The sequence below is a fragment of the Xanthomonas sp. GW genome, assembly GCF_014236815.1.
Lineage (GTDB): Bacteria > Pseudomonadota > Gammaproteobacteria > Xanthomonadales > Xanthomonadaceae > Xanthomonas_A.
Window position 1 is genome coordinate 1618424 of the sequence record NZ_CP051189.1, and the last position, 18446, is coordinate 1636869.

An 18446-nucleotide genomic window follows, 5' to 3' on the forward strand; every position below is an offset into this window, starting at 1 on the left:
GGCTGCGCTACGCCGCGGCCCGCACTGCGGCGTCCAGCACCGCCAGCACCGCCGCCTCGTCCACGTCCGGCACCACCTCGGCCCGGCCGATGCCGCGCCACAGCACCAGCCGCAGGCGCCCGGCGATGTTCTTCTTGTCCAGCCGCATCCGCGCCAGCAGGGCGTGCGGTGCCAGCCCGGCCGGCAGCGCGGTGGGCAGGCCGTAGTCGGCCAGCAGCGCGCGCAGCCGTTCGCTGTCCTGCGCCGTGGACATGCCCAACTGCGCCGACAGTTCGGCGGCCAGCACCATGCCCACCGCCACTGCTTCGCCGTGGTTGAGGTTGGCGTTGCCGGGCGCGCCGTAGCCCTGTTCGGTCTCGATCGCGTGGCCGAAGGTGTGGCCGAGGTTGAGCAGGGCGCGCTCGCCCTTCTCCAGCGGGTCGCGGGCCACGATCTCGGCCTTGTGCTCGCAGCTGCGCGCGATCGCCTGCGCCAGCGCGGCCGGTTCGGCGTCCAGCAGTGCGTGGCGCTCGGCATGCAGCCATTCGAAGAACAGCGGGTCGCGGATCGCGCCGTACTTGATCACCTCGGCCAGGCCGGCGCGCAGTTCGCGCGGCGGCAGGCTGCGCAGGGTGGCGGTGTCGGCCAGTACCGCGCGCGGCGGATGGAACGCGCCGACCAGGTTCTTGCCCTGGGCGATGTCCACCGCGGTCTTGCCGCCGACCGAGGAATCGACCATCGCCAGCAGGGTGGTCGGCAGCTGCACGCAGTCCACCCCGCGCATCCAGCACGCGGCGGCGAAGCCGGCCAGGTCGCCGACCACGCCGCCGCCCAGCGCCAGTACGCAGGCGTCGCGGGTGGCGCCGAGTTCGGCCAGCGCGGCGATCGCCGCGGCGAAATTGTCCAGGGTCTTGGAGGCCTCGCCGGCGGGGATGGTGAAGGCGCCGATCCGCAACTCCGGGCGCGCCGTCAGCAGCGCCTGGCGCACCTGGGCGGCGTACAGCGGGGCGACGTTGCTGTCGCTGAGCAGCAGCACATGGCGGCCGCGCACGTGCTCGGCCAGGCGCGCGCCGTCGTCGAGCAGGCCGGGGCCGATGCGGATGGTGTAGGCCGGGTCGCCTTCGACCGCGACGCTGCGTTGGGAGACAGTCATGCAATGGGGTCCGGAAGTTTCCACGACGCGGCCAGGCGCACGACCAGCTGCGCGGTGGCTTCGGCGGGATTGAGGTGGTCGGTGTCCAGGATCAGGTCGGCGACTTCGCGGTACAGCGGCTCGCGCACCGCGTGCAGCTCGTGCAGCACCCGTTCGCGGTCGCCGCGCTGCAGCAGCGGGCGGCTGCGGTCGCGTTGCAGGCGCTGCAGCTGCGAGGCCACGCTGACCCGCAGGTAGACCACGAAGCCGTGCTCGCGCATCTCGCGGCGGCTGTCGGCGTCGAGCACGGCGCCGCCGCCGGTGGAAATGAGGTGGCCGGGGGTGCTGAGCACGCTTTCCAGCACGCTGCGCTCGTGCTCGCGGAAGCCGGCTTCGCCGGCATGCTCGAACAGCGAGGCGATGCTCGCGCCGGTGCGTTCGACGATGGCCTGGTCGCTATCGACGAAGACAAGGCTGAAGCGCTCGGCCAGGCGGCGGCCGATGACGCTCTTGCCGGCTCCCATCGGGCCGACCAGCACGAGATTGGGGGCGGGATTCATCCGCCGATGCTAGCAGACGCGCCGCGTGCGCAGGCCAGTCGCGCATGCTTGCATACGTGCGCCTAGCGCATGCCGTTGCGCTTGCGGCGCAAGCGCGCCTCGATGCTGGCCGGCGCGTCTGCGCCTCGTGCAGCGTTGGCGGCCAGTCAGCTGGGACGCGCGCGTGACGGTCGCGGCGCGCGCGCCTGCGCAGTCTGCGCGCGGGCATGTGCCGCGCGGGGCTGCGGGCCGCGGCAGCGGCTTGCGTGCACCACACTGATCCCGACGCCATGTCCAGACCAGCAAGGACCGGCGCCGCGGCAGCCCCGCGCTGCCGCGTGCGTCGCGCCGTGCATGGCGCGACAATGGGGCATCGTCTGCCGAGTGCTTGCCGCCATGCCCGATCTCTACGCCGAAGCCCTGTCCACGTTCGCCGACCTGTTCGCGGAGGCGCGGACCAGCGACGAGGCCGAATACAACGCCATGGTCGTGGCCTCGGCCACGCTGGAGGCGCGTCCGTCCTCGCGGGTGGTGCTGCTGAAGTCCTACGACGCGCGCGGCTTCGTGTTCTACACCCACCTGGACAGCCAAAAAGGCCGCGAGCTGCAGGCCAACCCGCAGGCCTCGCTGCTGTTCCTGTGGCGGCGCATGCGCGAGGACGGGGTGCAGGTGCGTATCGACGGCGACGTGCAATTGGTCGCCGCTGCCGAGGCCGATGCGTATTTCGCCTCGCGCCCGCGCATGAGCCAGATCGGCGCATGGGCGTCGGCGCAGTCGCGCACCTTGCAGTCGCGCGAAGAATTCGAAGAGCGCGTGGCCAAGGCCGAGGCCAGCTTCGAAGGCCGCGAGGTGCCGCGTCCGGACGGCTGGGGCGGGTTCCGCGTGGTGCCGCGCAGCTTCGAGTTCTGGTACGGCGGCAAGTACCGCCTGCACGAGCGCTGGCACTACGCCGCCGACGCCGCTGGCCACTGGTCCAAGCGGATGCTGTTCCCGTGACCAAGGAGTTCTCGATACGTGCCGCCGCCGCCGCCGACCTGCGCGCCTGGGCGGCGCTGCGGATGGCGCTGTGGCCGGACGAGCGCGATGCCTTCGGCGGCGTGGCCGAAGCGCTGCAGCGCGAGGACGCGGCCAATTTCCTGGCCTTCGCCGGCGACGGCCAGGCGATCGGCTTCGCCGACGTCACGTTGCGCCAGGACTACGTCAACGGCACCGACAGTTCGCCGGTGGGGTTTCTGGAAGGTTGGTACGTGGCGCCGGAGTGGCGCGGCCACGGCATCGGCCGCGCGCTGCTGCGCGAGGTGCGCGAGTGGACTCGCGCGCAGGGCTGCAGCGAGCTGGCCTCCGATGCGCTGATCGACGATGCCACGGCGCAGGATGCGCACCGCGCCTGCGGCTTCGAGGAAACCGAGCGTGTGGTGTATTTCCGCATGCCGGTCGAGGACTGACATGGGCCCGCAGCGCATCGTCTGCCTGACCGAGGAGCCCACCGAGACGCTGTACGCGCTCGGCGAGCAGGCGCGCATCGTCGGCATCAGCGGCTTCACCGTGCGTCCGCCGCAGGCGCGCCGCGACAAGCCCAAGGTCAGCGCCTTCACCAGCGCCAAGATCGGCGAGATCCTCAAGCTGCAGCCGGATCTGGCGATCGGCTTTTCCGACATCCAGGCCGAGATCGCCGCCGAGCTGGTGCGCAACGGGGTGGAAGTGTGGATCGCCAACCACCGCAGCGTCGACGGCATCCTCGACTACATCCGCCGGCTCGGCGCGCTGGTCGGCGTCGGCGCGCGTGCCGACGCCTACGCCGACGAACTGCAGCGCGGGCTGGACACGCTCGCGGCGCAGGCGGCGGCGCTGCCGCGGCGGCCGAAAGTGTATTTCGAGGAATGGGACGAGCCGATCATCACCGGCATCCGCTGGGTCGCCGAACTGGTGCGCATCGCCGGCGGCGACGACGTGTTTCCGGAGCTGTCGGTGGAACCGCTGGCCAAGGCGCGGATCCTGGCCAACGGCGACGAAGTGGTGCGGCGCGCGCCGGACATCATCCTCGGCTCGTGGTGCGGCAAGCGCTTCCGTCCCGAGCGCGTGGCCGCACGGCCGGGCTGGGCGGCGATCCCGGCGGTGCGCGACGGCCAGCTGTTCGAGATCAAGTCGCCGCTGATCCTGCAGCCCGGCCCGGCGGCATTGACCGACGGCGTACGCGCGATCGCGGCCATCGTGCAGGCCTGGGCGCAGCGCCAGTAGCCGCGCCCGCGCAGGCTCAGCGCGGCGCCGCTGGCTGGGTACGGCCGGCGATGCCCAGGCCGAGCAGCGCCAGCAGCGCCGCCACCGCGAAGGTGGACAGGTACGCGGCAACCACCGACTGCGCCAGCAACGCCGCGAACAGCGAGCCGCCCACCGCCAGCGTGGTCGCCACCGCGATCGCTTCGCTCAGCTGCAGCGCCGAACTGTTCTTGCCCTGTTCGGCCGGCGGCGACAGGGTCAGGGTCAGCACCGACAGGGTCGGATAGATCAGGCCCATGCCCAGCCCGGTGGCGGTCCAGCCGCCGATCGCCACCGCCGCGGGCAGCGCCGGCCACAGCGCCAGCGCGGTGATCGCCACGCCCAGCGTCATCAGGGCGCAGCCCACGCGCAGCCGGCGCAGGCGCGTGCCGTCGCGGCCGTAGTGGCCCTGGTACCAGGAGCCTGCGAACCAGCCCAGCGCGCCGACGCTCAACGCCACCCCGGCCCAGGTCGGCGACAGCCCGCGTTCGCGCGACAGCAGCAGCGGCAGGAACGCTTCGCAGCCGAAGAACGCCGAGCCGGCGATGCCGCGCAGCGCGATCACGCTGGGCAGCCCGCGTGCCGCGCGCAGGGTGCCGCGCGGCAGCAACCGCCATGCGCAGGCCAGCAGCAGCGCCAGCGCCGGCAGCACCGTGGCCGCCGCCCAGGCGCCGCGCTGCTGGCCGCCCAGGTACAGCAGGCAGATCCCGGCCGCGGCGCCGATCGACCACAGCAACGGCGCGGCACTGGAACGCGCCGCTGCCGCCACGCGCGGCAGGCTGCGCAATGCCGGCTGCAGCAACGCCGCCGACGGCAACGCCAGCAACGGCACTGCCAGGAACACCCAGCGCCAGCCGACGTGTTCGACGATCAGCCCGCTGATGCTCGGCCCGATCAGCGACGGCACCACCCAGCCGGCGGAGAACGCGGCGAAGATGCGCGGCCGCAGCGCCTGCGGATACAGCCGCGCAACGAGGACATACAGCGCCACCGAGATCGCGCCGGCACCCAGGCCCTGCACCAGCCGCCCGGCCAGCAGCATCGGCATCGACAGCGCGAAGCCGGCCAGCAGCAGGCCGCACACGAAGCACAGCAGCCCGGTCCACAGCGGCGCCGCCGGACCGCGCAGATCGCTCCAGCGCCCGGCCACGGTCATGCCGATCGCGCTGGTGGCCAGGGTGCCGCCGAATGCCAGCGCGTACAGCCGCAAGCCGTCCAGCTCGCGCGCCACGGTCGGCATCGCGGTGGCCACCGCCAGCGCTTCGAAGGCGATCAGCGAGACCAGCGCGACCATGCCCAGCGTGGTCGCGCGATAGCGCGGTGCCAGCACCGAATCGGCGGCAGACGTTGCGGTTGCCGCGGCATCCGGCAGCGCCGGTGCGGCGCCGTGCGGCTCGTTGCTGGAAGGTGTGGCGTGGTTCATCGAAAAGCCTCGTGCGGTGCAAGCAGGCTACCAGCGCACGCTTGCGCGGCGGGAAGCGGACGCGCAGCATGCAACCTCAACCGGACTCGAGGTCAAGCGATGCACGAGGAACTGAGCGTGGGGCAGGTGGCCGAGCGCAGCGGCGTGGCGGTGTCCGCGCTGCATTTCTACGAGAAGAAGGGCCTGATCCACAGCCTGCGCACCGCCGGCAACCAGCGCCGCTATGCGCGCGACGTGCTGCGCCGGCTGGCGGTGATCCGCGTCGCGCAGCGCGTCGGCATGCCGCTGGACAGCATCAAGGCCGCGTTCGCGCAACTGCCCGATGCGCGCACGCCCACGCGCGCGGAGTGGGCGCGGATGTCGGCGGCCTGGCGCCAGGAACTGGACGCACGCATCCTGCAGCTGACCCAGTTGCGCCACCAGCTCACCGATTGCATCGGCTGCGGCTGCCTGTCGCTGCGCCGCTGCCGCTTGAGCAATCCTGCCGATGCGCTTGGCGCGCAGGGCGAAGGGCCGCAGCGCTGGACATCGCCCTGAGCACGCCGATGCCGGGCGCCACGCCAAGTCACGTCACGTCACGTCACGGCGGGAGCGATGCGATGAAGGTGGCGGTCTACAGCGCGCGACGCTACGACGTGAAGTTGCTGGTGCAGGCCAATGCCGCATGGTCATGATCTGTTGTTCGTGCAGGATGCGCTGAGCGCGGCGACGGTGCCGTTGGCCGCGGCCCCTAGTAGCGTTTCCGAACGTCATCGTCACCGGCCACCAGCGTTCTTCACCGAAGAGGTGATCGGCCAGATCATGGCGGCGACGCTGGACAACATCAGCGCCTTCGAACGCGGCGTGCCGGTGCCGAACCCGATTCCGTTGCCGCTCCCGCTCCCGCTCCCGCCCGCCGCCGCAGACGGCGGCGGTTGAAGCAAAACCGCGCTAGAAGCTGCGGCTGAAGCGCACCGTGCCCGCGCCGTCGGCGCTGCGCACGTCCACCACGAAATTCAGCTGGTCGTGCTCGCTGGTGCGCACCGTGCCGACATAGTCGGTATAGGCGTCGGTGACCGCTTCGCGCAGGGCGATGGGTTGCCGGCGGCCGCTCAGGTCGGCGGCCACGGCATGCACCTCGCCGGTGGCCGGCAGTTCTTCGCCATCGTGCACGCGGCGCAGCGCGATCATCACCAGGGCGGTATCGGCGGCGCGCACGATGCCGTAGCGGCGTGCCACGCTGTCGCTCATCGCCAGCGTCGGCAGTGCGTTGTAGTGCACCCGTAGCGCACCCAGATCGGCCTGCGCGGGCGTGGCCGCGACCAGCGTGGCGGGGCGCGGCGCGTCCTGCGCCGAACAGGCGGCCAGGGCCAGGCACGACAGCACGATGGCAGGCAGGCGACGCATCATCGGCGGCTCCGGATCAGTCGTTTGCGGCGGACAGGGCGCGGCCGCGTGCGGCGGCGGCGGCGATGGCGGTGGCGGTCAGCGCTTCGAAGCCGCCGGCCTGGAAGGTCTCGATCGCGGCCTGGGTGGTGCCGTTGGGCGAGGTCACCCGCCGCCGCAGCTCGCTCGGCGCCTCGCCGGATTCGGTGAGCATGCGCGCCGCGCCGAGCACGGTCTGCAGCACCAGGGTGCGCGCCGCCGCGGCCGGCAGGCCCTGGGCGATGCCGGCCGCTTCCATCGCTTCGGCGAGCAGGAACACGTAGGCCGGGCCGCTGCCGGAGACCGCGGTGACCGCATCGATCAAGGTCTCGTCCTCGACCCAGACGGTGACGCCGGCGGCGGCCAGCAAGCGTTCGGCCTGAAGCTTCTGTTCGGCGCTGGTCTGCGCGTTGGCGAACAGGCCGGTGACCCCGGCGCCGAGCAGCGCCGGCGTGTTCGGCATCGCCCGCACCACCGCATGCGCGCCGCCCAGCCAGCGGTCCAACTGCAGCGCGGTGATGCCCGCGGCGATGGACAGCAAGAGTGGCCGCTGCGCCGTGGCCAGCGCGCTCAGTTCGTTGCACACGCTGCGCAGCACCTGCGGCTTGACCGCGAATACCCACAGCGGCGCGCCGTCGGCGGCCTCGGCCGCCGCGGCCACGGCGTGCACGCCATAGTCCGCCACCAGCGCTTCGCGCAGTGCCGGTACCGGCTCGGCGACGCGGATCGTGTCCGCTGCGATGCCCTGGCGGACCAGCCCGGCGATCAGGCTGCGGGCCATGTTGCCGCCACCGATGAAGGCGATGTCGGTGCTGGGGGAGCCGGAGCTGGCAGAGGGCATGGACAGGCACCGAGAACGCGAGGAGCCCCTATGGTAGCGGCTGCGTCGCGCCTCGGCAGTGCGGCCGCCGCCGGCCTGCGAGCGGACGTGCGCGCGATGCCTGGCCGAGAGGTCCGCGCTGGCGACAGGCCGCATCGCCAGCGCGGCTGGCTCAGTTGGCCTCGGTGAAGGTGATCGACGGCGTGGAGCCGCCGGCGGCGGAACAGCTGCCCAGATTCAAGTTGTTGGTTTCGCCGGTGGTGCCGGCATTGGCGGCGCAGGTCGGTGCGGCGGTGGAACCGTTGGTGGCGGCCACCTTGACCGTGATCGACGAGCCGGTGTTGAAATTCGCGCTCGAACCGCCGGCATTGCCGACCACGTTGAACTCGGACAGCTTCCACACCGTCGCCAGTTTGACCACGCTGTCCTTGGCGCTGATGCTGTAGGCGGTGTTGCCGTTGGCGAAGGTGATGGTGTCGTTGCCGTTGGCCGTCGCCGAGCCCGTCAGCTTCAGGTTGGCCAATTGCGTCGCGGGCACGTCGGGGGCGCTCACCGCATTGCTGTTGCGGTAGCAGTCCGTGCCGCCATCGCTGAGCCAGCCGCTCGGGCAGCTGGAACCGTAGCCGATCAGCCAGTACTGCATGAACACCGCCGCTTCGCCCTGGGTCTCGTAGTCGGTCGCGTACACGAACTGCTGCCAGACCGTGCAGCCGGAATGCCCGTTGCACACGCTGGTGGTGCCGTCGTAGTTGGAATTGATCTGCAGCGAATACTCGTTGGGCCCGAGAATGCCGCCGCCGCCGAAGGCGGCCACGCCGACGCCCTTTTCGGAGGTGACGCCGCTGACCTGGGGGAAGCTGCCGACGGTCTTGCTGATCAGGCTGCTGGACTGCAGGGCGTAGTCGTAGCCGTTGCCGGTGGTTTGCGACGCGCCCCAGTGGACGCGGTGCGGGATCGGGTGGATGTGCCGGGTCAAGGTCTTGCAGGTGTCCGCTTGCCAGTTCGTGTTGGGGTAGGTGGCGTGGAAACAGCCTTCCGCGGGGGTCGGCAGGTGCGCCATGGTGTCGCGCCACGTGGTGCGCGCGCTGGCTTCGGCAGGCGTCATCAGCGGATCGTCCGCACTCCACGCGCCTGTCGCCAACGGCGCCGCCATCGCGGCCGGGACCTGCAGAAAACCGGCAACACAAGCAGCAAGCAACAATCTGGTCGATGCATCCATTTGGTTGACCTCGTACGTGCCGATCGCATTCGGCGATGGACGGCGGAGAGCCCGCTGTCGCCGCCATGGGAGCGGAGTTTTCCGGGTCGGAACCTTGACCGACTTAACGGTTGCACATGCCGTCTATGCATGAGGCTTGCTTCAAGCGGAAACACTATGGTTTTCAAGCGTTTGAGCTACGACATATTTCCGATGTCGCTTAATCGCGTTTGAATATTTCGTAGACAAGCATTGGGCTGGGCCTGCCGCTGCCACCTCTTGCCCAGTTGCGCGGCGTTGTCAGGGCGCGGCGTGCGGCGCGCGGCTGCCGAACAGCGCGGTGCCGATGCGGACCAGGGTCGCGCCGTCGGCGATCGCCGCGGCGAAGTCGCCGCTCATGCCCATCGACAGCGTATCGGCGTCAGGGTGCCGCGCTTGCAGGCCGTCGAGCAGGGCGCGCATGCGTTGGAACGCCGCCCGCCGCCGCGCCTGCTCTGGGAACGGCGCCGGGATCGCCATCAGCCCGCGCAGGCGCAACGTCGGCTGCGCGGCGACGGCCGCGGCCAGCGCGTCCACCGCGTCGGGGGCGCAGCCGTGCTTGCTGGTCTCGTCGTCGATGTTGACCTGGATCAGCACGTTCAGCGGCGGCCGCTGCGCCGGGCGGTAGCGGCCCAGGGCGGCGACCAGCTTGATCCGGTCCACGCTCTGCACCCAGTCGAACAACGCGGCGGCCTGTTCGGCCTTGTTCGACTGCAGGTGGCCGATCAGGTGCCATTGCAACTGCAGCGGCGCCAGTTCAGCGATCTTGCCGGCCGCCTCCTGCACGTAGTTTTCGCCGAACGCGCGTTGTCCCTGCGCGGCCAGGGCCGCGATCGCCGCGGCCGGTTGGGTCTTGGACACGGCCAGCAGGTGCGCCGGCGGGCGCTGCGCGGCGGCCGCGGCGCGGTCCATGTCCAGGCGGATCTGCTGCAGGGGAGAGAGGGGCACGGGCGGCGCTTCTGGCAACGGGGAAGGGCGCTATACTGCCGCCCGGGGAATCATCCTTCCAGTCGCAGCCCAAGGGGAAAAGCAGCGTATGGATATCGCTGAACTATTGGCGTTCTCGGTCAAGAACAAGGCATCCGACCTGCACCTGTCCGCCGGCCTGCCGCCGATGATCCGGGTCGATGGCGACGTGCGCCGCATCAACATCCCGGCGCTGGACCACAAGCAGGTGCACGCGCTGGTGTACGACATCATGTCGGACAAGCAGCGCCGCGACTACGAAGAGTTCCTCGAAGTCGACTTCTCCTTCGAGATTCCCAGCCTGGCGCGCTTCCGCGTCAACGCGTTCAATCAGAACCGCGGCGCCGGCGCGGTGTTCCGCACCATTCCCTCGGAAGTGCTGACCCTGGAAGACCTGGGCTGCCCGCCGATCTTCCGCCAGCTGATCGACCAGCCGCAGGGCCTGATCCTGGTCACCGGCCCGACCGGCTCGGGCAAGTCGACCACGCTCGCCGGCATGATCGACTACATCAACAAGAACGAATACGGCCATATCCTCACCGTCGAGGATCCGATCGAATTCGTGCACACCTCGCAGAAGTGCCTGATCAACCAGCGCGAAGTGCACCGCGACACGCACGGCTTCAACGAGGCGCTGCGTTCGGCGCTGCGCGAAGACCCGGACATCATCCTGGTCGGCGAGTTGCGCGACCTGGAAACCATCCGCCTGGCGCTGACCGCCGCGGAAACCGGGCACCTGGTGTTCGGCACCCTGCACACCAGCTCGGCGGCCAAGACCATCGACCGCATCATCGACGTGTTCCCGGCCGGCGAGAAGCCGATGGTGCGCTCGATGCTGTCCGAATCGCTGCGCGCGGTGATCTCGCAGGCGCTGCTGAAGAAGGTCGGCGGCGGCCGCACCGCGGCGTGGGAGATCATGGTCGGCACCCCGGCGATCCGCAACCTGATCCGCGAGGACAAGGTGGCGCAGATGTACTCGGCGATCCAGACCGGCCAGCAGACCGGCATGCAGACCCTGGACCAGCACCTGCAGGACCTGGTCAAGCGCAGCCTGATCACCCGCAACCAGGCGCGCGAGTACGCCAAGGACAAGCGTGTGTTCGAGTAGCCGGGATTGGGGATTCGGGATTGGGGATTGGCAGGGCAACTCGCCAGCCCGGTTCTTGCGAATCCCGAATCCCCAATCCCCAATCCCGGAGTTCAAGCCATGAGCACCATCGACTTCACCTCGTTCCTGAAACTGATGGCGCACCAGAAGGCGTCGGATCTGTTCATCACGTCGGGCATGCCGCCGGCGATCAAGGTGCACGGCAAGATCACCCCGATCACGCAGACGCCGCTGACCTCGCAGCAGAGCCGCGACCTGGTGCTGAACGTGATGACTCCGGCGCAGCGCGAGGAGTTCGAGAAGACCCACGAGTGCAACTTCGCCATCGGCGTGGCCGGGGTCGGGCGCTTCCGCGTCAGCTGCTTCTACCAGCGCAACCAGGTCGGCATGGTGCTGCGCCGGATCGAGACGCGCATTCCCACCGTCGACGAGCTGAACCTGCCGCCGGTGATCAAGACCCTGGCGATGACCAAGCGCGGCATCATCATCTTCGTCGGCGCCACCGGCACCGGCAAGTCGACCTCGCTGGCGGCGATGATCGGCTACCGCAACCAGAATTCCACCGGCCACATCATCACCATCGAAGACCCGATCGAGTTCGTGCACAAGCACGAGGGCTGCATCATCACCCAGCGCGAAGTCGGCATCGACACCGACAGCTGGGAGAACGCGCTGAAGAACACCCTGCGCCAAGCGCCGGACGTGATCATGATCGGCGAGGTGCGCACCCGCGAAGGCATGGACCACGCGATCTCCTTCGCCGAAACCGGCCACCTGGTGCTGTGCACCCTGCACGCCAACAACGCCAACCAGGCGATGGACCGCATCATCAACTTCTTCCCCGAAGACCGCCGCAGCCAGCTGCTGATGGACCTGTCGCTGAACATGCGCGGCGTGGTCGCCCAGCAACTGATCCCGACCCCGGACGGCAAGGGCCGGCGCGTGGCGATGGAGATCATGCTCGGCACGCCGCTGGTGCAGGACTACATCCGCGAGGGCGAGATCCACAAGCTCAAGGACGTGATGAAGGAATCCACCAACCTGGGCATGAAGACCTTCGACCAGAGCCTGTTCGAGCTGTACCAGGCCGGCGAGATCAGCTACGAAGACGCGCTGCGCCACGCCGACTCGCAGAACGAAGTGCGCCTGCGCATCAAGCTCGCCCAGGGCGGCGACGCCAAGACCCTGGCGCAGGGCATGGACGGGGTGGAGATCGCCGAGGTGCGCTGAGCCAGCCTGGCCGGCGATCGCGAGGGCAGGCGCAGGGCACGATGACACGGAGTCGACGTGATCCCGGTTATATCCAGTTCGTCAACCGGTGTCGTGTTTTCAGCCACATGCTCGCAGGGTCCATCGAGGACTCTTCAACCAAAGGGAAGGAGTCTGCGTGAACGACGCGCCTGAAGTGCTCTGGTCCACGCAGCCGCATGCCGGCTACTACATCAATTCGGTGGCGGTGTCCGGCGATGGCGATGTCATCGCCGCCGGCACCTTCTTCCACGACTATGGCGGCGGGTCGCAGAGTGCCGGGCTGGACGCCGTGCCCGTCGCCCAGCGCAAGATTTTCGAACGCATCGACCCTGCCGCCACGCGCAGCGATGTGCGCGGCAACCAGGACGGGACCTTCGGCACCTACGCCTGGGATCGTACCGGCCAGCCGCTGCTGGCGAAGGAATTCGACGGCTGGCAGGGCGTGTATTGGGTCGATGTCGCGGCGAACGGGAGTACCGTCGCCAGTTGCGGCTGGAGGAGCCAGAATCCGTACGCGGGCTTCATCGGTGCCTGGTCGGTGCCCGGCGGCGAAGAGCTGCTGTCGTATCCGCTGACTGGGGGCCGCGGCAACATGGTGTCGCTGGATGGGCGCGGGCTGACCTTGCTGGCCGGTGCCGATCAGGGCTATCTGTTCTGCCGCACCGGCGCCGCCGCAAACTTCCCCGCGCCTGTGTACATCACGCTGAGCGCTGCCGGCGACACCGTCGTCGCCACGGGCCTCTCCATCGACGGCAGCACCGGGCTGGTGGCCAGCTACCACGGCGAGATCATCCTGTTCTCGATCGCGTCCGGACAACCGACGGCGCTGGCGCGTTGGCAGTTGCCCAATGGCGCCTACACCCATGTCGCGGCGCTGTCAGGCGATGGGCGCAGGGCCTATGCCGGCGCCGGCGACGGCACGCTGTACGCGTTCAACGTGGCCGCGTTCCAGCGCACGCCCGCGCCGGCCTGGAGCGTGGCGGCGCCGGGGGGCGTGAAGACCATCTACGGGCTGGCCTGCGATGGCGCCGGAGACAAGGTCGCCATCGCCGGCAACCTCACGCAGGGCGGCATCGTCGCCGTGTTCGCCGATACCGGCAGCGCGGCCCAGCCGCAGTGGACGGCGTCCAGCCAGTACTCGCCCAACTGCCTGGCATTCGACCCTAGCGGGCGCTGGTTGGGGCTGGCCGATGGCCACCCCGACGGCACGCCAGGCGGGTTTACCCTGTGGGATGCGAGCGATGGCGCGCTGCAATGGAACTGGGCCGCGGGCAACATGAGCTGGCCGATCCGTCTGAGCGCCGATGCGTCGGTGGTGGTGGGCGGCAGCGACGACAGTTCGGTCACCGCGTTCGTCGGCCCCGGTTCGGCCACCGCCCGGAGCCGGCCGGAGGCGGATGGATGACAGGCTGGGACGCCGAGGCGCCGTTCCGCACGCGCGCCGCGGCGCCGCGCCGTCCCGGCGCGCTGCTGGTGCTGTCGGCGGCGCTGGTGGCGGCGTGGCTGGCGGGCTTCGAGTTGGCGCGGGTCCTGGGATATCAGGCGCATGCCAGCCTGTGGTTCCCGCCGGTGGCGGTGACGCTGGCCGCTTTCATGGTACTGGGCTGGCGCGGTGCGCCGGCGATCGCCATCGCGTGCGTGCTGGCCACGCTGCTCAGCTTCTATCGCACGACCGGCCACACGGTCGTCCCGGATCGGGCGGTCCTGCAGTACGCGATGCTGTTCACCGCGCAACATTTCTGCATCTGGGGCGGCCTGGCCTGGCTGCTGCGCCGGGTCGGCCAGGGGATGTCCTCGACCAGCCTGCCGCGTGCGGTCACCTACTTCATCCTGGGCGGCGGAGTGGCCTCGCTGCTGTCTGCCTGCCTGGGCGGCGCGGGTCTGGTCGTCACTGGCGCCATCGACCTGCCGACCATGTTCGCCCAGTCGATCCCGTGGGCGATCGGCGACTACGCCGGTCTGCTGGCGCTCGGCCCGCTGGCGATCCTCGCGCTACTGCGTCTGGCCGAGTCCCTGCAGATCGCGCCGCGGCCTGGCATCCCGCGCTTGTCGGGGATGATCGCGCCTAGCGGAAGCGCCTCGGGCTATCTGGTCAAGCTGGGGCTCCTGCTCGGCGTCACCCTGGCGGTGGTGTGGCTCGCGGCCGCGTTGCCGCGGCAGCCGGCGGTGGTCTTCGCGTTGTTCGTGGTGGTGGTGATCCAGTTGTGGATCGTGCATACCCACGGAATGCTGCAGGCGCTGGTGGCGATCGCCGCCTTCAGCCTGCTGATCGCACTGGCCACGCCGCTGCTGCGGCTCGAGGCGCAGGCGCTCGCGCTGCAGTTCGCCATGATCAGCCTGGCGGCGAACAGCTACTTCGGTCTGGCCGTCCCCGGGCTCTACGCCGACAACACGCGGCTGCGCCATGCGCTGGTGCGCGATCCGGTGACCGGGGCGCTGTCGCGAACGGGATTCCTGGAGCAGGTGCTCAACGATCTGCAACTGGCCGCGCAGGAGCCACGTCCGTTGGCGGTGATCGTCGCCGACATGGACAACCTCAAGGCGATCAACGACCAGTTCGGACACGCCGCCGGCGATGCGGCCTTGCGTGCTTTCGTCAAGCGGTGCCGGAGCTGTCTGCGGCCGGGCCAGTTGCTTGGGCGCCTCGGGGGCGACGAGTTCGCGCTGTACCTGCCGCTGACCACGCCGGAGAAGGCGCGCGGGCTCACCGATGCGCTGCGCGGGGCGCTTGCCAAGCCCGGCGAGGACGACGGGTTCGCGACCGGGCTGTCGGCCAGCTTCGGCCTGGCCCTGTGCAACCGGCGGGATCTGGACGCGGAGGCGCTGGAGGAACTTCTCGAACGCGCCGATGCGGAGATGTACGCGGACAAGCGGCAGCGCCGCGCCTTCGCTCGCTGACCGCGGTCGACGCGGCGCGATTCGACAAACGCATCGGCCGAGTGCCACGCATGCAAATAGACAACCCCTATGCCGTCCCCGCCGCCGCGCTGCCTGATGCCGCGCCCGCGATGGCCCCTGCCACTGATCCCCTGTCCACGCTGTTCGCGCCGTCGGCGGCCAAGCTGGCGCTGCTGTGCGCCACCACCTTCGGCTGGTACGCGCTGTACTGGTTCTACCGCAATTGGCAGGCGATCCGCCTGATCTCCGGCCGCCGGCGCATCTCGCCGGTGTGGCGCTCGGTGTTCTCGCTGATCTGGATCTTCGCCTGCTTCCGCACGCTCGATCGCTTGATCGGCGCGCATCGTCGCGCGGCGCTGGGTTGGTGGGGACCGGCCTTGGTCTACGTCGGGTTGAGCCTGCTGTCGGCATGGCCGTCGCGGTTGTCGTTCCTGGCACTGTTGTCGTGGACGCCGCTGCTCGCGATCAACCATCGCCTGGTCCGCTTCAAGCGGGCGCGCGGCTTGCCGGAACGTCCGCAGGAGCGGTTCACCGCGTGGACGTGGGGATGGCTGGCGATCGCTGCCCCATTCCTTGCGTTGGCGATCTTTGTGCTGGTGTTCAACGTTCTGCTGCAGCAACCGATTCATGTGAACTTGCCGGCACCACGCTGAGCCGGCATCCCGGGATGGCGACGCAGCGCCGGTCCAGGCATGCGCTCGCGATTCGCGGACGAAGTTTCACCTGCAACCACCGCCCGGCTTGGTGTCTAATACCGCACCCCGCGTCGTGCCTATTCCCCGTGAGCCTCCCCGATTCCGATCTGCGTCCGGACCTGGACCCTTTGCCCGACGACGGCACCGTCGTCACCTCCGGGCCGTTGACGCCGCCTGCCGATTCGGCCGGCACCGCGCTCGATGCGCAGGCGCTGCGGCACAGCGTGGCCGAAGACATCCAGGGCATGCTGCTGGCGACGCTGGTGGCCTCGCTGGGCCTGGCAGTGTTCGCCAAGGGCGGGCTGATGATCGGCGGCATGGCCGGGGTGGCGTTCCTGCTGCACTACGCGCTGGGCTGGAACTTCGGCCTGATGTTCGTGCTGGTGAACCTGCCGTTCTACTGGCTGTCGGTGCGGCGCATGGGCTGGGAATTCACCTTGAAGACCTTCGCCGCGGTCGCCGCCTGCGGGGTGCTGACCGATCTGCTGCCGCGCTGGGCGCAGTATTCGGCGATGACGCCGCTGTATTCGGCGCTGGTCGGCGGCGCGCTGGTCGGGCTGGCGATCCTGTTCTTCATCCGCCACCGCGCCAGCCTCGGCGGCGTCGGCATCCTGGCGGTCTATCTGCAGCGCAGCCGCGGCTGGAGCGCGGGCAAGGTGCAGATGAGTTTCGATGGCGCGCTGATGCTCGCTGCGTTCTTCGTGCTGTCGCCGCAGCAGGTGCTGTATTCGGCGATCGGTGCGGTGGTGCTGAGCCTGGTGTTGATGTTCAACCACCGCTCCGGGCGCTACATGGGCGTGTGAGTGGCAGGCCGCTGCGCCTGCTGCTTGGTGTGCTTGGCGCGATGCGTATGGTGCCGCGTCGAACGGCAAGGGCGGATGCCACGCTGCTCGCCGCTTCGCAACAATGCTCCGATTCCCTGCATGCCGCAGCTGTTTCGCAAAAAGCGCGCGTCAGACGCATTCCATCGATACGCACTGCATGCCGCACGAACACGCCCCGATCCAGCGACTGCCGCCATGCGGCCGTGGATGCAACTGTCTACGGGATATTCCGTGTGTCTACGAAATGGCCTTGTGGGCACGCGCGACGGCGGCGCATGCTGGCTGCGCAGGCGAGGGAAATACGCGCGATGACATGACGCGATTCACGGGAGTCATCGTGCCTGCGATGGGGAAATCGATCTAGATACTTCAGCGCTTGCCGGTTCGGCATCGCGAGCTGCCGCATGGCCGCGCGCCGTCATGGAAGTGGCGTTTTCAGCTGTCTTTCGAGCACCGAAGGAGAATGCGATGAAGCGTGCGATAGGGTTCGCGGCGGTTGCCTGCATCCTGGTCATGGCGTGTTCGGCCGTGAACCATTCTCCCACCGGTCCAGACCAGGGGCCTGCGCCTGTGGCGCGTCCGTCGGCGACGGCGGCGGCGACCCGACCCATGCCGCCCGCATGCCTGCCACAAGCCGACTGGTTTCCGCATGCGAACACACCGCCACCGGATTCGGCCGGATTCGCGTCTAGCAGCAACTGCGAGTTCCATCAGTGGTCGTGGAACGCGTTCCTGTGGCTGACCCAGGACGTGGGCGGGCAGCCGCGTTTCCTGACCATGCCCACCGACGGCATCGGTGGTGTCGCCGACGGCGTGCTGGATCCGCTGATCGGCCGCTCGCAGCAGGCGCGCACCGTGGAGCTGATCGATCAGGCGGGGCCGGACGGTGTGCTGGTGGATCGCAAGGGACGCGCGATCTATTACTCGATCCACTCCAACGACGTCTTCGGCCAGTTCATCGCCAGCAACAACCTGGAAGATCCGCAGGCGCTGCGTGGATTCGATCCGCAAAAGGCCTTCCCGGTGGACAGCATGACCCTGAAGGCGGCGTGGAAGGTGGTGCAGCCGGGCGAGGACGTGTCGACGTTCTATACGCGCCAAGCGCAGATCGCGAAGCTGGCCATGCGCAAGGGCAAGATCGTCGCCACCGCCGACACCGAAACCCAGACCGTGGCGTTGGTCGGCTTCCATATCGGCGGCACGGTCAACGGCCATCCGGAAATGATCTGGGCCACCTTCGAACACCAGGCCAATGCGCCGGACCTGCCGCAGCCGATGGAGAAGATGCAGCCGAACGACATCGTCTCCGGCAAGGACTGGACGTTCTATCAGGCCGGCACGCCGTTCAAGCAGTGCAATCTCAACGCAGCCGGTTCCGGTGCGCTGACCTTGAACGCGCAGACGCAGACGCTGAGCCCGGTCACCCAGGTGTGCCGCATGGTGCCGTACGGCGGGGAGAAGCCGTGTCCGCCCGGGGCGACGGACTGCAATATCCCCAACATCATGTCGATGAACGCCTCGGCGCAGAGACAGTTGAACGATGTGTGGAAGAACTACTTCGAGGTCGGTGCGATCTGGTTCAACCAGCTGGACGCGCTGCAGCCCAACTGCACCTTCCAGCCCGGCTCGTCCCTGGAGTGCGTGCCACCGGATAAAAAATCGCCGCTGCTCACCGGCTCGATGCGCCTGTCCAATTCCACCATCGAGACCTTCACCCAGGTGCAGAGCACGCAGAACAACTGCTTCGCCTGCCACAACACCACCCAGGTGATTTCGCCCGATCCGCGCGCGCAGTCGTTGCCGGGGCTGAACGTCAACATCAGCCATGTGGTGATCAACGACTACTTCCAGGCGCAGCTGCCGCAGAAGGCGCCGCCGGCGCCGCGGCCGGCCGCGCAGCGCTGATGCGCGCCA

Annotated in this window: 19 protein-coding genes; 12 read left to right on the forward strand and 7 right to left on the reverse strand. The window is 69.3% G+C overall.

The window, feature by feature from the left end; all coding sequences use genetic code 11:
* Positions 1-7: 7 nt before the first annotated feature.
* Both aroB and HEP73_RS06740 read right to left on the reverse strand, forming a co-directional pair.
* Complete coding sequence (aroB, locus tag HEP73_RS06735; RefSeq protein ID WP_185822599.1) at positions 8-1132, reverse strand: 3-dehydroquinate synthase; 1125 nt, start codon at positions 1130-1132, stop codon at positions 8-10.
* A complete protein-coding gene (locus HEP73_RS06740; protein ID WP_185822600.1) occupies positions 1129-1671 on the reverse strand; it encodes a shikimate kinase in 543 nt (180 codons plus the stop codon). Before HEP73_RS06740 ends, aroB begins: the two co-directional genes overlap by 4 nt.
* A gap of 375 nt (positions 1672-2046) precedes the next feature.
* Between HEP73_RS06740 and pdxH the strand changes: the two genes are divergently transcribed.
* From pdxH to HEP73_RS06755, 3 genes are read left to right on the forward strand one after another with little or no spacing between them, the layout of a single operon-like run.
* On the forward strand, positions 2047-2646 hold the full coding sequence (gene pdxH / locus HEP73_RS06745; RefSeq protein ID WP_185822601.1) for a pyridoxamine 5'-phosphate oxidase: 600 nt from the start codon (positions 2047-2049) through the stop codon (positions 2644-2646).
* Positions 2643-3095: an aminoglycoside 6'-N-acetyltransferase gene (gene aac(6'), locus HEP73_RS06750; protein WP_255423702.1), complete on the forward strand. Its 453-nt coding sequence runs from the start codon at positions 2643-2645 to the stop codon at positions 3093-3095. The genes pdxH and aac(6') overlap by 4 nt, the downstream gene beginning before the upstream one ends.
* 1 nt (position 3096) lies before the next feature.
* The gene (locus HEP73_RS06755; protein WP_185822602.1) at positions 3097-3888 is read left to right on the forward strand and encodes a cobalamin-binding protein; all 792 of its coding nucleotides are present in this window, start codon (positions 3097-3099) and stop codon (positions 3886-3888) included.
* A 16-nt stretch (positions 3889-3904) separates the two neighbouring features.
* On the opposite strand, the gene HEP73_RS06760 is transcribed toward HEP73_RS06755, so the two are convergent.
* The gene (locus HEP73_RS06760; RefSeq protein ID WP_185822603.1) at positions 3905-5329 is read right to left on the reverse strand and encodes an MFS transporter; all 1425 of its coding nucleotides are present in this window, start codon (positions 5327-5329) and stop codon (positions 3905-3907) included.
* 99 nt (positions 5330-5428) lie between these two features.
* Between HEP73_RS06760 and soxR the strand changes: the two genes are divergently transcribed.
* Positions 5429-5866, forward strand: a complete 438-nt coding sequence (gene soxR / locus HEP73_RS06765) for a redox-sensitive transcriptional activator SoxR (RefSeq protein WP_185822604.1) — start codon at positions 5429-5431, stop codon at positions 5864-5866.
* Between the two features lie 120 nt (positions 5867-5986).
* Positions 5987-6247 (forward strand): hypothetical protein, encoded by a 261-nt coding sequence (locus tag HEP73_RS22420; RefSeq protein ID WP_221899384.1) that lies wholly within the window; start codon positions 5987-5989, stop codon positions 6245-6247.
* 12 nt (positions 6248-6259) lie between these two features.
* On the opposite strand, the gene HEP73_RS06775 is transcribed toward HEP73_RS22420, so the two are convergent.
* The 4 genes from HEP73_RS06775 to HEP73_RS06790 form a co-directional block, all read right to left on the reverse strand.
* Positions 6260-6718: a DUF4426 domain-containing protein gene (locus tag HEP73_RS06775; RefSeq protein WP_255423703.1), complete on the reverse strand. Its 459-nt coding sequence runs from the start codon at positions 6716-6718 to the stop codon at positions 6260-6262.
* A gap of 13 nt (positions 6719-6731) precedes the next feature.
* Positions 6732-7574, reverse strand: a complete 843-nt coding sequence (gene proC, locus HEP73_RS06780; RefSeq protein WP_458309657.1) for a pyrroline-5-carboxylate reductase — start codon at positions 7572-7574, stop codon at positions 6732-6734.
* 151 nt (positions 7575-7725) lie between these two features.
* Positions 7726-8754, reverse strand: coding sequence for a hypothetical protein (locus HEP73_RS06785; protein ID WP_185823331.1), 1029 nt, complete (start codon positions 8752-8754; stop codon positions 7726-7728).
* 297 nt (positions 8755-9051) lie between these two features.
* Entirely contained in the window at positions 9052-9738 is a 687-nt protein-coding gene (locus HEP73_RS06790; protein ID WP_185822605.1) for a YggS family pyridoxal phosphate-dependent enzyme, read from the reverse strand.
* Positions 9739-9826: 88 nt separating this feature from the next.
* Here HEP73_RS06790 and HEP73_RS06795 point away from each other — a divergent pair, with 88 nt between their 5' ends.
* The 7 genes from HEP73_RS06795 to HEP73_RS06825 all read left to right on the forward strand — a co-directional run bounded on the left by HEP73_RS06795 (position 9827) and on the right by HEP73_RS06825 (position 18437).
* Complete coding sequence (locus HEP73_RS06795; RefSeq protein ID WP_185815705.1) at positions 9827-10864, forward strand: type IV pilus twitching motility protein PilT; 1038 nt, start codon at positions 9827-9829, stop codon at positions 10862-10864.
* Positions 10865-10963: 99 nt separating this feature from the next.
* Positions 10964-12094: a PilT/PilU family type 4a pilus ATPase gene (locus HEP73_RS06800; RefSeq protein WP_185815706.1), complete on the forward strand. Its 1131-nt coding sequence runs from the start codon at positions 10964-10966 to the stop codon at positions 12092-12094.
* Between the two features lie 157 nt (positions 12095-12251).
* Entirely contained in the window at positions 12252-13520 is a 1269-nt protein-coding gene (locus HEP73_RS06805; RefSeq protein WP_185822606.1) for a WD40 repeat domain-containing protein, read from the forward strand.
* Complete coding sequence (locus tag HEP73_RS06810) at positions 13517-15013, forward strand: GGDEF domain-containing protein (RefSeq protein WP_185823332.1); 1497 nt, start codon at positions 13517-13519, stop codon at positions 15011-15013. The genes HEP73_RS06805 and HEP73_RS06810 overlap by 4 nt, the downstream gene beginning before the upstream one ends.
* Before the next feature lie 50 nt (positions 15014-15063).
* Positions 15064-15666, forward strand: a complete 603-nt coding sequence (locus HEP73_RS06815) for an MFS transporter permease (RefSeq protein WP_185822607.1) — start codon at positions 15064-15066, stop codon at positions 15664-15666.
* A 170-nt stretch (positions 15667-15836) separates the two neighbouring features.
* Complete coding sequence (locus HEP73_RS06820; protein ID WP_458309680.1) at positions 15837-16511, forward strand: YitT family protein; 675 nt, start codon at positions 15837-15839, stop codon at positions 16509-16511.
* A gap of 630 nt (positions 16512-17141) precedes the next feature.
* A complete protein-coding gene (locus tag HEP73_RS06825) occupies positions 17142-18437 on the forward strand; it encodes a hypothetical protein (protein ID WP_255423705.1) in 1296 nt (431 codons plus the stop codon).
* Positions 18438-18446 lie beyond the last annotated feature (9 nt).

Excerpts from the sequence above, each read along its gene's own strand:
- HEP73_RS06800 (WP_185815706.1), top strand. The coding sequence starts at position 10,964 with ATGAGCACCATCGACTTCACCTCGTTCCTGAAACTGATGGCGCACCAG.
- HEP73_RS06795 (WP_185815705.1), top strand. The coding sequence starts at position 9,827 with ATGGATATCGCTGAACTATTGGCGTTCTCGGTCAAGAACAAGGCATCC.
- HEP73_RS06810 (WP_185823332.1), top strand. The coding sequence starts at position 13,517 with ATGACAGGCTGGGACGCCGAGGCGCCGTTCCGCACGCGCGCCGCGGCG.
- HEP73_RS06825 (WP_255423705.1), top strand. The coding sequence starts at position 17,142 with ATGCCGCCCGCATGCCTGCCACAAGCCGACTGGTTTCCGCATGCGAAC.
- HEP73_RS06740 (WP_185822600.1), bottom strand. The coding sequence starts at position 1,671 with ATGAATCCCGCCCCCAATCTCGTGCTGGTCGGCCCGATGGGAGCCGGC.
- aroB (WP_185822599.1), bottom strand. The coding sequence starts at position 1,132 with ATGACTGTCTCCCAACGCAGCGTCGCGGTCGAAGGCGACCCGGCCTAC.
- HEP73_RS06775 (WP_255423703.1), bottom strand. The coding sequence starts at position 6,718 with ATGATGCGTCGCCTGCCTGCCATCGTGCTGTCGTGCCTGGCCCTGGCC.
- soxR (WP_185822604.1), top strand. The coding sequence starts at position 5,429 with ATGCACGAGGAACTGAGCGTGGGGCAGGTGGCCGAGCGCAGCGGCGTG.
- HEP73_RS06760 (WP_185822603.1), bottom strand. The coding sequence starts at position 5,329 with ATGAACCACGCCACACCTTCCAGCAACGAGCCGCACGGCGCCGCACCG.
- HEP73_RS22420 (WP_221899384.1), top strand. The coding sequence starts at position 5,987 with ATGCCGCATGGTCATGATCTGTTGTTCGTGCAGGATGCGCTGAGCGCG.
- proC (WP_458309657.1), bottom strand. The coding sequence starts at position 7,574 with ATGCCCTCTGCCAGCTCCGGCTCCCCCAGCACCGACATCGCCTTCATC.
- pdxH (WP_185822601.1), top strand. The coding sequence starts at position 2,047 with ATGCCCGATCTCTACGCCGAAGCCCTGTCCACGTTCGCCGACCTGTTC.
- HEP73_RS06815 (WP_185822607.1), top strand. The coding sequence starts at position 15,064 with ATGCAAATAGACAACCCCTATGCCGTCCCCGCCGCCGCGCTGCCTGAT.
- HEP73_RS06755 (WP_185822602.1), top strand. The coding sequence starts at position 3,097 with ATGGGCCCGCAGCGCATCGTCTGCCTGACCGAGGAGCCCACCGAGACG.